The sequence below is a fragment of the Herbaspirillum lusitanum genome, assembly GCF_046025995.1.
GTDB lineage: Bacteria > Pseudomonadota > Gammaproteobacteria > Burkholderiales > Burkholderiaceae_D > Herbaspirillum > Herbaspirillum lusitanum_A.
In genome coordinates, this window is sequence record NZ_JAQQFM010000002.1 from 276,807 (window position 1) to 291,334 (window position 14,528).

General features: G+C 58.2%; 14 protein-coding genes. 13 read left to right on the forward strand and 1 reads right to left on the reverse strand.

What is annotated here, in order from left to right; all coding sequences use genetic code 11:
• Positions 1-112 precede the first annotated feature (112 nt).
• The 3 genes from PQR62_RS04285 (at position 113) to rlmD (ending at position 3,644) form a co-directional block, all read left to right on the forward strand.
• Positions 113-1,105: a peptidoglycan DD-metalloendopeptidase family protein gene (locus PQR62_RS04285; RefSeq protein WP_408155157.1), complete on the forward strand. Its 993-nt coding sequence runs from the start codon at positions 113-115 to the stop codon at positions 1,103-1,105.
• A gap of 3 nt (positions 1,106-1,108) precedes the next feature.
• A complete protein-coding gene (gene rpoS, locus PQR62_RS04290) occupies positions 1,109-2,128 on the forward strand; it encodes an RNA polymerase sigma factor RpoS (RefSeq protein WP_408155159.1) in 1,020 nt (339 codons plus the stop codon).
• A gap of 160 nt (positions 2,129-2,288) precedes the next feature.
• Positions 2,289-3,644, forward strand: a complete 1,356-nt coding sequence (rlmD, locus tag PQR62_RS04295; RefSeq protein WP_408155161.1) for a 23S rRNA (uracil(1939)-C(5))-methyltransferase RlmD — start codon at positions 2,289-2,291, stop codon at positions 3,642-3,644.
• A 148-nt stretch (positions 3,645-3,792) separates the two neighbouring features.
• On the opposite strand, the gene PQR62_RS04300 is transcribed toward rlmD, so the two are convergent.
• Positions 3,793-4,485, reverse strand: a complete 693-nt coding sequence (locus PQR62_RS04300; protein WP_408155163.1) for a Bax inhibitor-1/YccA family protein — start codon at positions 4,483-4,485, stop codon at positions 3,793-3,795.
• 238 nt (positions 4,486-4,723) lie between these two features.
• Between PQR62_RS04300 and ndk the strand changes: the two genes are divergently transcribed.
• The 10 genes from ndk to hfq all read left to right on the forward strand — a co-directional run bounded on the left by ndk (position 4,724) and on the right by hfq (position 14,489).
• On the forward strand, positions 4,724-5,149 hold the full coding sequence (gene ndk, locus PQR62_RS04305) for a nucleoside-diphosphate kinase (protein WP_408155165.1): 426 nt from the start codon (positions 4,724-4,726) through the stop codon (positions 5,147-5,149).
• A gap of 73 nt (positions 5,150-5,222) precedes the next feature.
• Positions 5,223-6,395, forward strand: coding sequence for a dual-specificity RNA methyltransferase RlmN (rlmN, locus tag PQR62_RS04310; protein ID WP_408155167.1), 1,173 nt, complete (start codon positions 5,223-5,225; stop codon positions 6,393-6,395).
• Complete coding sequence (locus tag PQR62_RS04315) at positions 6,392-6,805, forward strand: hypothetical protein (protein WP_408155169.1); 414 nt, start codon at positions 6,392-6,394, stop codon at positions 6,803-6,805. Before rlmN ends, PQR62_RS04315 begins: the two co-directional genes overlap by 4 nt.
• Positions 6,798-7,889 carry a RodZ domain-containing protein gene (locus tag PQR62_RS04320; protein ID WP_408155171.1) on the forward strand — a complete coding sequence of 364 codons (1,092 nt, stop codon included), beginning with the start codon at positions 6,798-6,800 and terminating at the stop codon, positions 7,887-7,889. The genes PQR62_RS04315 and PQR62_RS04320 overlap by 8 nt, the downstream gene beginning before the upstream one ends.
• Before the next feature lie 22 nt (positions 7,890-7,911).
• Entirely contained in the window at positions 7,912-9,177 is a 1,266-nt protein-coding gene (gene ispG, locus PQR62_RS04325) for a flavodoxin-dependent (E)-4-hydroxy-3-methylbut-2-enyl-diphosphate synthase (protein ID WP_408155173.1), read from the forward strand.
• Between the two features lie 274 nt (positions 9,178-9,451).
• Complete coding sequence (gene hisS / locus PQR62_RS04330; RefSeq protein WP_408155175.1) at positions 9,452-10,810, forward strand: histidine--tRNA ligase; 1,359 nt, start codon at positions 9,452-9,454, stop codon at positions 10,808-10,810.
• Positions 10,811-10,832: 22 nt separating this feature from the next.
• Complete coding sequence (locus PQR62_RS04335) at positions 10,833-11,477, forward strand: YfgM family protein (RefSeq protein ID WP_408155177.1); 645 nt, start codon at positions 10,833-10,835, stop codon at positions 11,475-11,477.
• A 145-nt stretch (positions 11,478-11,622) separates the two neighbouring features.
• Positions 11,623-12,759, forward strand: coding sequence for an outer membrane protein assembly factor BamB (gene bamB, locus PQR62_RS04340; RefSeq protein ID WP_408155179.1), 1,137 nt, complete (start codon positions 11,623-11,625; stop codon positions 12,757-12,759).
• Positions 12,760-12,764: 5 nt separating this feature from the next.
• Positions 12,765-14,105 carry a ribosome biogenesis GTPase Der gene (gene der / locus PQR62_RS04345; RefSeq protein ID WP_408155181.1) on the forward strand — a complete coding sequence of 447 codons (1,341 nt, stop codon included), beginning with the start codon at positions 12,765-12,767 and terminating at the stop codon, positions 14,103-14,105.
• Positions 14,106-14,249: 144 nt separating this feature from the next.
• Positions 14,250-14,489: an RNA chaperone Hfq gene (gene hfq / locus PQR62_RS04350; RefSeq protein WP_050467890.1), complete on the forward strand. Its 240-nt coding sequence runs from the start codon at positions 14,250-14,252 to the stop codon at positions 14,487-14,489.
• The last annotated feature ends 39 nt before the right edge of the window (positions 14,490-14,528 follow it).

Genomic DNA, 14,528 nt, shown 5'->3' on the forward strand with positions numbered 1-14,528 from the left:
AATACGGCGCGGTGGGATACGTTGCAGCGCCGGATCTCGTTTTGTCCGGATGAACTTCTCGCGTCGGGCGCGGGTCAACGCTAGCGTTGTAAAAAATTAAATTGTAACGAGCATGAAGAAAATTCGTTTTGCCCTGTTGGGGATGGTTGTCAGTTTGCTGGCCGCGTGCGGCACCACCACCCCGCGTACTGCCGCTCCGATTGTTGATCGTACGGGAGACGCCAAACCTGTAGAGGTGAGCAAGCCAGCCGCAGCGGCAGCGCCGCAAGGGCGCGGCTACTACACCGTGAAGAAGGGCGACACGCTGTATCGCATCGCGCTGGAAGTGGGGCAAAGCTATCGCGACATCGTCGCCTGGAACAGCCTGACCAATCCAAACGACATCAAGGTCGATCAGGTGCTGCGCGTAGCGCCGCCTGACAGCAATCTGAGCGGCGGCGCGCAGACAGGCGCGATCGCTGCGCCGGCCAGCTCCGGCGTAGAAGTCAAGCCGCTGGGCGCACCTTCGGGGACTGCTCCGGTTGCAAGCGGAGCAATGGCATCGAACAAGATCGGTCCGCGCGGCGACAAGCGGGCTTACTCCGACAGCACGTTGGCGGAGCTGGAAAAGCCGGATACCGCGCCGACCAGCGCACCGGCAACAACAGCTGCACCTGCGGCACCGGCCGCCGCAGGCGTTGCCAAGCCGGAGCCGCAGCCGCAACATGCTGCGACCGACAAGACAAACTCGGGTGATGACGACAGCGTGTCGTGGATGTGGCCGGCAGAGGGCAAAGTGGTCGGCACATTCGACGGCGGCAAGAAAGGTCTGGACATTGCAGGCAAGAGTGGCCAGCCGGTGCTGGCAGCCGGCAGCGGCAAGGTGATGTACGCAGGCAGCGGCATTCGCGGTTACGGCAATCTGGTGATCGTGAAGCACACCAACAATCTGCTGTCCGCTTACGCGCACAACAAGACGATTCTGGTGAAAGAAGGCCAGAGTGTGACCAAGGGGCAGAAAATCGCTGAGATGGGCAATTCCGACAGCGACAGCGTGAAATTGCACTTTGAAATCCGGCAGCAGGGCAAGCCTGTCGATCCCTCAAAATATTTACCCTCTCGTTAGCTTATGACCATCAATCACCGCGATCACCTGCCAGCTGAAGATCCCCGGATGGACGACATGGGAGAGCAGCCTGACGGCGATGAAGAGCCTGAGGTGATTGAGGGTGACGATGCGGCTGAGGACTCAGCCGAAGCAGCGGCGCCGGCTGAAGGCGTAGAAGAATTGAAGAAGGTGCTGGCAGCCGAGCTGTCCACCGATACCACCCAGCATTACCTGAATCAGATCGGCACGCGGCCCTTGCTGTCGGCGGCCGAAGAACTCCATTTTGCGACGCTGGCCAAGCAGGGCGAGTTTCTGGCGCGGCAAAAGATGATCGAACACAATCTGCGTCTGGTGGTGTCGATCGCCAAGCACTACATCAATCGCGGCGTGGCCTTGCTCGACCTGATCGAAGAGGGCAACCTCGGCCTCATGCGCGCCATCGACAAGTTCGAACCTGAGCGCGGATTCCGTTTTTCAACATACGCCACCTGGTGGATACGCCAGAGCATAGAGCGCGCCATCATGAATCAGGCGCGTACGGTGCGCTTGCCGGTGCACATGGTGCGTGAGCTGAACCAGGTGCTGCGCGCCAAATATCACCTCGAAGCTCAGCATCACGATGGCCGCGATGCCACTGCCGAAGACATCGCGCATCTGGTCGATCGCCCGGTGGAAGACGTGCAAGACGTGCTGGCGCTGTCCGAGCATGCCGCCTCGCTGGATACGCCGCTGGATAATGATCCCCAGGGCAGTTTAATGGATCTGCTGCCAAGCGCGGTCGAAGAAAATCCCGATACCCGCGCTGAAAGCCATGAAATGTCGCTGCTGATCCGGGAGTGGCTGAAGAGTCTTTCCGAAAAACAACGCGTGGTGGTGGCGCGCCGGTTCGGTCTAGACAATGATGATCCTTCCACGCTGGAACAGCTGGCGACCGAGATGGGCATCACCCGCGAGCGCGTACGTCAGGTGCAGCAGGAGGCGCTCCTCAAGCTGAAGCGCATGCTGACCGCGCGCGGCGTCGGCAAGGATGCCTTGTTCTGAGATCTGAAGTCTTGGACGAGGCGTGCGCTGAGTCTGCCTGAAACCCTCGCTTTTCATTCTGCTTTTCGTTGTTCTCCCGCTCTTCCATCCATTCCACAGATCGCGCACAATAGCGCCTTTCGTTCATCGGGCAGATACAGTCCTGCCCCAAGTTTCCGGTATGCAACAAGACATCATCGATATCAAATCGCTCGACATGGAAGGTCGCGGCGTCGGCCATCTGAGCAATGAAGACGGCTCCCAAGGCAAGGTCATTTTCGTCGAGGGCGCCTTGCCTGGCGAGCGGGTGGGCTTTCAATCCTTCCGCCGCAAGCCCAAATGGGAAGCCGCCAAACTCACCGCCGTACATCGTGAATCCTCGCAACGCGTCAAGCCGGCCTGTGAGTATTTCGGCGTCTGCGGCGGCTGCGCCATGCAGCATCTGGAGCCTGCGGCGCAAGTCGCTATGAAGCAGCGCGTGCTGGAAGACAATCTCTGGCATATCGGCAAGACGAGGGCTGAAACCATGTTGCGGCCGGTGTATGGGCCGACCTGGGGTTATCGCTACCGCGCGCGGATTTCGGTGCGTCATGTGGCCAAGAAGGGGGGCGTGCTGGTCGGTTTTCACGAGCGTCACTCTTCGTTCATCGCCGACATGAAGACCTGCGAAATCTTGCCGCCCAATGTGTCGCAGATGCTGGTGCCGCTGCGTGTGCTGGTAAGCGAACTGAGCATTCGGGACGGCGTGCCGCAGATCGAGCTGGCGGTCGGCGAAGGCGACAAGGGTAGCAAGGTGACGGTGCTGGTCTTGCGCATCATGGAGGCGCTGTCGGCCGCAGACGAGGTCAAGCTCAAGGCCTTTGCCGATCTGTACCGGGTCGAGTTCTGGCTGCAGACCAAGGGGCCGGATACCGCACAAGCTTACTACCCTGCGCAGTCGCAATTGCATTACACCTTGCCGGAATTCGGCATCAAGATGCCGTTCAAACCGACCGACTTCACGCAGGTCAATCATCAGATCAATCGCGTGCTGGTTTCGCGTGCTTTGCGTCTGCTGGATGTGCAGCCTGAGGATCGCGTGGCCGATCTGTTTTGCGGCCTTGGCAACTTCACCTTGCCTCTCGCTACGCTGGCGCGTGAAGTGGTGGGCATCGAAGGCAGCATTGCGCTTACCGAGCGCGCACTGGAGAATGCCAAGGTCAATCATGTTTCGGAGAAGACCAGCTTCTACTGCCGTAATCTGTTTGAGGCCAAGGCAGAGGATTTTGTCGCGCTGGGCAAGTTTGATCGCATGCTGATCGATCCTCCGCGCGAGGGTGCGATGGAAATCTGCAACGCCTTGGGCGACCTGAGCGCAACGCAACCGGAACTGAGGCCGAAGCGGATTGTTTATGTGTCATGCAATCCGGCGACCTTGGCGCGCGACGCGGGTTTGCTGGTGCAGAACGCCGGCTATGTTCTGAAGCTGGCTGGCGTGGTCAACATGTTCCCGCATACCGCGCACGTAGAGTCGATTGCGGTGTTTGATCTGGCCTGAGTTGAATGCAGATGCAAGATGGCGAGCCGGCATTTGCGATTCGGGCTGCCTGCGGTTTTCGGCAGCGCGCCCGAGTTCAGGATGAAAAAAAGCCAACCATGAAGGTTGGCTTTTTCTTTTGTTGCCGCTTTCGCGGCATTCATGTCTATCAGTCGCGATTACCGCCGACAATACCCAGAATCGAGAGCAGATTCACAAAGACGTTGTAGACGTCCAGATAAATGCGCAGTGTTGCGGAGATGTAGTTGGTTTCACCGCCGTTGATCACCTGTTGTACATCAAACAAGATGTAGGCCGAGAAGATCGCGATCGCCACCACCGAAATTGTCAGTTGCAAAGCTGGCAATTGCAGGAAGATGTTGGCGACTGCGGCAACGATGATCACCAGCAGGCCGGCGAACAGCCATTTGCCCATGCCGGAGAAGTCGCGCTTGGACACAGTTGCAACTGTGGCCATCACGCCGAACACCAGTGCAGTACCGCCGAAGGCCGTCATGATCAACGTTCCGCCGTTGGAATAACCCAGCGTGAATTCGATCAGCCGCGACAGCATCAGACCCATGAAGAAGGTGAAGCCCAGCAGCACTGCCACGCCGAGGCTGGAATTCTTGGTTTTTTCGATCGCGTAGAAAAAGCCGAAGGCAATTGCCATGAACAGCACGAAGCCGATCATCGGGCTGCCTGCCATCAGGCTGAAATGCAGTTGTACGCCGAGCCAGGCGCCCAGCACGGTCGGAATCATCGACAGCGCCAGCAGCCAGTATGTGTTGCGCAGCACACGATTGCGCGTGCGCGAAACGCTGCCGGCATTGCCAAAGGTGGTGTCTAAATGTTGGTTCATGCGTCCTCCTGTTGCGTTAAAAATGCGAGTCAAGCATAGCACGGGAAAGCTTGATTAAGACAGGGGCGGACCAGGCGAAGTTCGAGGGCTATTTGCATGAATCCATGGCAGGCGGCGCCTTAGTCAGTGCAGTGCGGGGTAAATGCGCTGTATTTCGGCCGTTTCGTGCTAAAATACAAGGTTCATTGGATCATCAATTTATGGCTTTAAGCCATTATTTTTATTGGAGTTTTTACTCATGGCAATTGAACGCACCCTGTCGATTATCAAGCCGGACGCCGTCGCAAAGAACGTGATCGGTCAGATCTATTCCCGTTTCGAAGGCGCAGGCCTGAAAATCATCGCTGCACGCATGATGCACCTGTCGCGCGCTGAAGCAGAAGGTTTCTACGCGGTTCACCGCGAACGTCCTTTCTTCAAGGATCTGGTCGACTTCATGGTTTCCGGTCCTGTGATCGTGCAAGCTCTGGAAGGCGAAAACGCAATTCTGAAGCACCGTGACCTGATGGGCGCAACCGATCCAAAGAAGGCAGAAAAGGGCACAATCCGCGCCGATTTCGCTGACTCGATCGACGCTAACGCCGTGCACGGTTCGGACGCTGCTGACACTGCCAAGGCTGAAATCGCCTATTTCTTCCCGGCACTGAACATCTATTCGCGTTAATTTATTCCGTCAATTCAGGCCTTTGAATTGATGTGTTTATGAAATACTTCAATGATTGGCTACGGAAAATAGTATGACTACAGCTCTCACCAATCTGCTGGATCTGGATCCCGCGCAACTTGTCGCTTATTGCGGCGAGTTGGGTGAGAAGCCGTTTCGCGCCAAGCAATTGCAGCGCTGGATACACCAGTACGGCGTCGCTGACTTCAGTCAGATGACCGATCTGGCCAAATCCCTGCGCGAAAAGCTGATGACGCGCGCCGAAGTTCGCGCGCCAGCCATCATCAGCGATCACACCTCCACCGACGGTACGCGCAAGTGGCTGGTCGACGTGGGCCAGGGCAATGCGGTCGAAACCGTATTCATTCCTGAAGAAAATCGCGGCACGCTGTGCATTTCCACGCAAGCGGGCTGCGCCGTGAACTGCCGTTTTTGTTCGACCGGCAAGCAAGGCTTCAATCGCAATCTGTCGGTGTCTGAAATCATCGGCCAGCTGTGGATGGCCGAATTCGAATTGCGCAAGACCAAGGGCATAGAAGGCGGCCCCAAGGGCGAGCGTCAGATCACCAACGTGGTGATGATGGGCATGGGCGAGCCGCTGCTCAATTTTGAGCCGACCGTGACTTCGCTGCGTCTGATGCTGGACGACAATGCCTACGGCCTGTCGCGCCGCCGCGTGACGCTCTCGACCAGCGGCGTGGTGCCGATGATCGACAAGCTGTCGCAGGAGTGTCCGGTGGCACTGGCGGTGTCCTTGCATGCATCGAACGATCCCTTGCGCGATGCACTGATTCCTCTGAATAAAAAACATCCGCTGCGTGAATTGATGGCGGCCTGCAAACGCTATCTGGAATTCGCGCCGCGCGATTTCGTCACCTTTGAATATTGCATGCTGGACGGAGTCAACGACAGTGACGCGAATGCGCGCGAGCTGGTCGATCTGGTGCTGAACGGCGATACCGCTATTCCATGCAAATTCAATCTGATTCCGTTCAATCCGTTTCCTGAGTCGGGTCTCAAGCGTTCCAATAATCCTCGTATCAAGGCCTTCGCGCAGGTGCTGATGGATGCCGGCATCGTCACCACCATCCGCAAGACGCGTGGTGATGATATCGATGCGGCCTGTGGTCAACTGGCCGGCGAAGTCAAGGATCGCACCCGCGTGCAGGAACGCATGCAGAAGATGACCGAGTATCAGGACAAATTCGGCAAGAATTTCGGGCGCATCGTGGAGATATCCGGTTGAGCATAGTCGGGCGGAATTCGCAGCTTGCTTCTCTGAGCAGCATCGGCATCTTTGATTTCTCAAAGTTTTTGAGAGCGTATTTGCCGTTGCTGCCAACCCCTTTCAAGAATCTCGATTTCAGTTTTTTTGCATTCGGTTTGCCATGCCTGAAAGTGGCGAGCCGGGTGCGTGTGTGCATGGCGAATGCGCGCTCGGCGGATCAGGTAGAGCGGTTGTCAGGCCAGAGCGCGGCATTTTTTGCGGCACGTGCGGGGCAAGTGTGGAATGCGCTTGCCGGCCGCTTGAAATATTACTCGGCGGGCCGTGTGGCAAGCCGGCATTCCCTGAGAAATTTGTCGGCCTTGACTGCAGGTTTTTCAGTGAATTTTCCAGAATACGCAGCTTATCAACGTGGAGCATTTGATGAGTGATCAGCAAATGAACGAATCGCAAAATCCTGAAGTCGCTGCATCCATGGCACCACCGCCGCCAGTTGCGCCCGGCTCTTTGCTGGCCGCGCAACGTCAGGCCCGCGGCTGGTCGGTCGAGCAGGTGGCCAGTCAGTTGAAGCTGGCCCCGCGTCAGGTTGCGGCCATCGAGGCGGATAATTTTGGCGCTTTACCCGGTCTGGCGATTGCGCGCGGTTTTGTGCGCGCCTATGCCAAGTTGATGGGAATGGACGCAAGTGCCCTGCTGCTGGGACTGCCGCAAGATGGTCCGGCCGCTCAGCGTGATGCCATCGTGCCGCAGCGCAGTCTGTCGACGCCGTTTTCACAAACACCTTTGCCCAACCTCGGCAATCGCGGCAGTTCGGGCGGAAGTGCCGCCTGGATCGCAGCGGGCGTGGTCGTGGTGGTGCTGCTGGCCGGCGCCGGCGCGGTGCGCTGGGGCAATGTATTGAATGATGTGCCGCAATTGGCCTGGCTCAAGGCCAGCCAGAGCGATGCATCGGCTGTGGCGACGCCGGAAGCCGGCGAAAATGCGAACGCAGCGGCGCAAACTGCGCCGGCGGCTGCGGAATCTTCTACCGAGCTGCCTGCCAATGCCCGTGTTGAACTGACTAACGGCGCCAGCACAGAAAATGCCAGCAAGATCGAGGCGCCGGCTGCAAGCGTGCCGGCAACTCCAGCCGTCGCCTCCGTACCGCCGCCGGCAGCGATGCCTGCTCCGGTTCAGGCGCCGGTCAAGCCGCTTGCAAGTTCGGCGCCTGCGGCAAATATTCCTGCAGTGGGTGAAAATACCAGTGCGGCCGAAAGCGGTTTGAAAATTACCAGCAGCAAGGATTTGCTGCGTCTGACTCTGCGCGAAGATTCCTGGGTGGAAATCCGCCGCGCGGACAAGACCACGATCATTTCGCGTCTGCTGAAGGCCGGCAGCACCGAAACTTTTGATGTGTCCGATGCCAGTGCGCTGGTGATCGGGAATGCGGCCGGTGTCGATGCTTCCTTGCGCGGTCAGCCGCTGGACCTGAAGGTCAGCAACGGCGGCAATGTTGCTCGTCTGAATCTGAATTAAACCGCCAACTCAGCCAACAGCTATGTCTTCGTCTTCTCCGATTGCTTCCGGCCCCTGGGCCCGCCGCGTCAGCCGCCAGGTAACTATCAGCCAGGGCGCTCATCAAGTTCAGGTGGGCGGCGGGGCGCCGGTGATGGTGCAGTCGATGACCAATACCGATACCGCCGACGCCATCGGCACCGCGATTCAGATCAAGGATCTGGCGCGTGCCGGTTCCGAAGTGGTGCGTCTGACTGTCAACTCGCCGGAAGCTGCAGCAGCGGTGCCGGCGATCCGCGAACAACTGGATCGCATGGGTGTGGATGTGCCGCTGGTCGGCGACTTCCACTACAACGGCCATACCTTGTTGATGGACTATCCGGAGTGCGCGCAAGCCTTGTCCAAGTATCGGATCAACCCGGGCAACGTCGGCAAGGGCGCCAAGCGCGATACGCAGTATGCGCAGATGATCGAAGCGGCTTGCAAGTACGACAAGCCGGTACGCATCGGCGTCAACTGGGGCAGCCTGGATCAGGCGCTGCTGGCGCGCATCATGGATGAAAACGCGCAGCGCGCGACGCCATGGCCGGCGCAGGCGGTGATGTATGAAGCACTGGTGACCTCGGCCATCGAAAACGCCCAGCGCGCCGAAGAGCTGGGTCTGGCCGGAGACAAGATCATTTTGTCGTGCAAGGTGTCGGGCGTGCAGGATTTGATCGCGGTGTACCGTGAACTGGCGCGCCGCTGCGATTATCCGCTGCACCTCGGCCTGACCGAGGCGGGCATGGGCAGCAAGGGTATCGTCGCTTCTACGGCGGCCTTGTCGGTGCTGCTGCAGGAAGGCATAGGCGACACCATCCGTATTTCGCTGACGCCGGAGCCGGGCGGTGATCGCACCAGGGAGGTGGTGGTCGGGCAGGAAATCCTGCAGACCATGGGCTTGCGCAAATTCACGCCGATGGTGATTGCGTGCCCGGGTTGCGGTCGGACCACCTCTACCGTATTCCAGGATCTGGCCGACAAGATCCAGACCTATCTGCGCGATCAGATGCCGATCTGGAAGGGTGAGTATCCCGGCGTGGAAGGCATGAACGTGGCGGTGATGGGATGTATCGTCAACGGCCCCGGTGAATCCAAGCACGCCAATATCGGTATCAGCTTGCCGGGTACCGGCGAATCGCCGGCTGCGCCGGTGTTCATTGATGGCGAGAAGCGAATGACCTTGCGCGGCGATCGTATTGCCGAAGAGTTTCAGGGCATCGTGCTGGAATACGTGCAATCGCACTACGGCAAGCAAGCTGCGGTGTGATGACCGGTTTGATCGTCGCCTGATCGACATCGATTTATTGCTGGAAGCCAGGGTCGAATAATTGCCCGGGCCAGCGTGCCGACCGGCGCGCGGCAGGCATGACGCAATACAGCGAGACCACAAGCCAGACGCATGCTGCGATGCGTCCTCAGCCGCAGCATCATGGCAAGAATCGTGACAAGAATCACAGTCCTATAGCGAAGCAGCGCCGCGCGGAAACAACGAGAGCGGCGCCGCTCCATTTTTGAAGAACACAACACTATCTGGTGTCCGCATGTCCGAGCAAAAGAAAGCCGAAAAGATCGTTGGCGTCAAAGGGATGAATGACATTCTTCCTGCTGATGCGCCTCTGTGGGAGTTGTTCGAGAACACCGTGCATTCGGTGCTCAAGAGCTATGGCTTTCAGCAGATCCGCACCCCTATTGTCGAACCGACCGCCTTGTTTGCGCGCGGCCTCGGCGCGGTGACCGATATTGTCGAGAAGGAAATGTATTCCTTCACCGACTCCATGAACGGCGATCAACTGACCCTGCGTCCGGAAAATACCGCCGGCGTGGTGCGCGCTGCGCTGGAACACAATCTGACTTACGACGGCCCCAAGCGTCTGTGGTATGTCGGGCCGATGTTCCGTCATGAGCGTCCGCAGCGCGGCCGCTATCGTCAATTCCATCAGGTGGGTGCGGAGGCAGTCGGTTTCACCGGCCCGGATGTGGATGCCGAACTGATCATGATGTGTCAGCGCCTGTGGGATGACCTCGGCCTGAGCGATATCCGTCTGGAGCTCAATTCCATCGGCAACGCCGAAGAGCGCAACAAGCATCGCGTGGACCTGATCGCGTATTTCGAGCAGCACAAGGAATTGCTGGACACCGATGCCCAGCGTCGTCTGCATGCCAATCCGCTGCGCATCCTTGATACGAAGAATCCGACCATGCAAGAGATGGTCAATGCCGCGCCCAAGCTGCTGGATTACCTCGGCGAAGAATCGCGTGCGCACTTTGAAGGCGTGCAGAAGATTCTGAATCACAACAATATTCCGTTCACCATCAATCCGCGTCTGGTGCGCGGCATGGATTATTACAACCGTACCGTGTTCGAATGGGTCACCGATCAACTGGGTTCGCAAGGTACGGTCTGCGGCGGCGGGCGTTACGATCCGCTGATCGAAATGTTCGGCGGCAAGCCGACGCCGGCCTGCGGTTTCGCGATGGGCGTGGAGCGCATTCTGGAGTTGATGAAAGCCAGCGGCGAGCAATACGCGCCGAACCAGTGCGACGTCTACGTCGTGCATCAAGGCGAAGCCGCACAACTGCAATCATTTGTATTGGCGGAACGTTTGCGGACTGCCGGACTCGATGTTGTGCTACATTGCGCATCGGCGAACGGCGGCGGCAGTTTCAAAGCGCAGATGAAGCGCGCCGACGGCAGCGGCGCTGCCTTTGCGGTGATCATCGGCGAAGACGAAGTGACCGCCAATACCGCGGTGGTCAAACACCTGCGCGCGGAAGAGGGCGCAGAACAGAATCAGGTCAGCGTCGAATTCGATGCCGTCGTCGATTATGTGGTCGACCAGATCGTCGGCCATGGTCACGATCATGACCATGATCACGACCACGTTCATTACCATCCTTAATTTCAGTTACCAGTAAATATTCATGGCATACGATCTCGAAGAACAAGAACAGCTTGATTCCATCAAGGCCTGGTGGGGCAAGTACGGCAGCCTGGTGACCTGGGTTCTGATCATCGCGCTGGCCGGCTACGCTGCGTGGACCGGCTGGAACACCTATCAGAGCCGTCAGTCGGCGCAGGCTTCCATGCTGTACGAAGAGCTGCAGAAGTCGATGGAAACCCGCGACAATGCCAAGGTACAACGCATGGCGTCCGATATCCAGGACAAGTTCGGTGGCACGGCTTATGCTGAAATGAGCGCGCTGGTTGCCGCCAAGGCGGCATTCGAAGCGAATGACACCGACAACGCCAAGAAGCAATTGCAATGGGTCATCGATCACGGTCGCGGCGCAGAATACAAGGCGATCGCAGCCGTGCGTCTGTCCGGCGTGTTGCTTGATGCCAAGGCTTACGATGAAGCGCTGAAGGTGCTGTCCGCCGATTACCCGGTGCAGTTTGCCGGCACCATCGCCGATCGCAAGGGCGATATCCTGTTGGCGCAGGGCAAGCGTGATGATGCACGCGCTGCTTACCAGCTGGCGCTGGAAAAGACGGAAGAAAAAGATCCGGGCCGTCAGCTGATTCAGCTCAAGCTGGATGCGATTGGCGGCGCTCCGGCCAAGGCCTGATACCGAAACTGAACCTGAAATTTCATGCATTCCGAGGCCGCATGGCGGCCCGCGACTCAATTCATTCGCTCAGAGGAAAAACAATATGCGTAGTGCGTCAACGTCTGTCACAACGTTCACAACAACCGCCGCAGTCAAATCCCGCGTGCGCCTGACGGCGACGCTGGTGGCACTGGCTGCCGTGGCGACGCTGTCCGGATGCTCGCTGTTCAGTAGCAAGAAGGATCCGAATCCGCCGGCACCGCTGGTGCAGTTTTCCGAGAAGCTGCGCGTCCAGAAGGCGTGGACGGTATCGGTCGGCAAGGCGGGTAATTTCACCTTCTCTCCGGCAGTTGCCAGCGGCAGCGTGTTTGCAGCGTCGGCTGACGGCAATCTGATGCGCATCAACGCCAGCAATGGTCAGACTGTCTGGCGCATCAGCGTCGGCATGCCTTTGACTGCCGGCGTCGGTACTGACGGCAACACGGTCGCCGTGGTGGGTGAAAAGGGGCAGATCCAGGCATTCGATGCTGCCGGCAAATCGCTGTGGAAGGCGCAGGCCTCCAGTGAAGTGCTGTCGGCTCCGGCCGTCGGCCAGGGCATGGTGGTGGTGCGCAGCATCGACAACAATATTGCAGCGTATGATGCTGAAAGCGGTCAGCGCCGCTGGCTGGTGCAACGCACTGTGCCGTCGCTGACCTTGCGTACTGCGCCGGGCATCGTGATCGATTCGCAGACTGCTTTCGTGGCATTGCCCGGTGGCCGACTGTCGGCGCTGGCGCTGAACAATGGTGGTCCGCGCTGGGAAGTGCCGGTCGGCGATCCGCGCGGCACGACTGAGCTGGAGCGTATTTCCGATGTATCCGGCATGCCGTCGGTAGGCGCGCGCGATGTGTGCGCCGTGGCATTCCAGGGCCGCATCGGCTGCTTCGATCTGATCAATGGCAATCTGCGCTGGATCAAGGAATTCTCCAGCGACGTCGGCCTCGGTCTGGATGCGCGCTACGTGTTTGCGGCTGATGTCGGTGGTGCAGTCACTGAATTCGACCGCGATACCGGCGCCAGCGTGTGGCGCAACGAGAAGTTGAAGAACCGTCGTTTGTCGGCGCCGATCAGCGCCGGTTCGACTGTAGCCGTCGGCGATTTTGAGGGCTACGTGCATTTCCTTTCACGTGATGATGGCGCATTTGCCGCACGCGTTGCTACCGATGGCAGTCCCATCGTTGCAGCGCCGGTCAGTGCCGATCGTTCAGTGATTTTCCAAACTCAATCAGGAACAGTGGTCGCGCTAGTGACCGAATAATTTTAATGAAACCGGTAATTGCACTTGTAGGCCGCCCCAACGTCGGCAAATCGACGTTGTTCAATCGGCTGACCCGTAGCCGCGACGCGCTGGTTGCGGATTTGCCCGGCCTCACGCGGGATCGTCACTACGGCGAAGGCCGGGTCGGCGAACGCCCGTTTCTGGTGATCGATACCGGTGGTTTCGAGCCTGTCGCCAAAGAAGGCATCATGTATGAAATGGCCAAGCAGACCAAGCAGGCGGTGGTCGAGGCCGACGTGGTGATATTCATCGTGGATGGACGTCAGGGCCTGACGCCGCACGACAAGACCATCACCGATTTTCTGCGCAAGGCGGGCCGCACCGTCATGCTGGTGGTCAACAAGTCCGAGGGCATGAAGTACACCTCGGTCACTGCTGACTTCTACGAGCTCGGCATGGGCGATCCGTATGTGATCTCCGCCGCGCACGGCGACGGCGTGGCCGACCTGGTTGACGAAGCCCTGAATCAGGCGGAGGCGCAACGCGCGCCGGAGTCTGAAGAAGAAAAAACTGCACGCGGCATCAAGATCGCCATCGTCGGCCGTCCCAATGTCGGCAAGTCGACGCTGGTCAATACCTTGCTTGGTGAAGAGCGCGTCATCGCGTTCGACATGCCGGGCACGACGCGTGATTCGATTGAAATTCCATTCGAGCGCGACGGCAAGCATTACACCCTGATCGATACCGCCGGCATTCGTCGTCGCGGCAAAGTGTTTGAGGCGATCGAGAAGTTTTCGGTGGTCAAGACGCTGCAATCGATTTCGGAAGCCAATGTGGTCTTGCTGCTGCTGGATGCGCAGCAGGATATTTCCGAGCAGGATGCGCACATCGCCGGCTTCGTGCTGGAATCCGGCCGCGCGCTGGTGGTGGGCGTCAACAAATGGGATGGTCTGCAGAGCGATCAGCGCGATCAGATCAAGACGGATATCGAGCGCAAGCTCAACTTCCTGTCCTTCGCCAAGTTCCACTTTATTTCGGCCATCAAGGCAACCGGCATCGGTCCCTTGATAAAGTCGATCGATTCGGCTTATGCCGCTGCCATGTCCAATCTGACCACGCCCAAGCTGACCCGGGCGCTGATCGAGGCACTGGAGCATCAGCAGCCGCGTCGCAAGGGTTCTATCCGTCCCAAGATGCGCTATGCGCACCAAGGTGGACAGAACCCTCCGGTGGTGGTGATTCACGGCAATGCTCTGGAAAGCATTGAAGACAGCTATAAGCGTTACCTCGAGAAGCACTTTCGGGAAACTTTCTCTTTGGTTGGCACTCCACTCCGTATCGAGTTCCGCTCGAGCAAGAATCCATTCATTCGGCAAGACAAATAGACCGGTAAAGAAGCTGTAATAACTTAATCAGTTTTTGTCGATAGTTGGAAAATCGTTTACATTCACACGCATAAGATTGGTAAAGCACTTGATTTAAATTAAAGTGCCTCCAAGTCCTAATCACAACAACACAGTGGAGCTGCCATGAGCAACAAAGGGCAATTGTTACAAGACCCATTTCTGAACGCCTTGAGAAAAGAGCATGTTCCCGTCTCGATCTATCTGGTCAACGGCATCAAGCTGCAAGGTCATGTCGAATCTTTCGACCAGTATGTCGTCCTGCTGCGTAACACCGTTACGCAAATGGTTTATAAGCATGCCATCTCTACCGTCGTGCCTGCACGTGCGGTCAATCTGAGTCTCGACTCCTCCGACGCTGAATAATGGTTCAACAAGCCGGCGCTACGCCGTGTGCATTCTGAT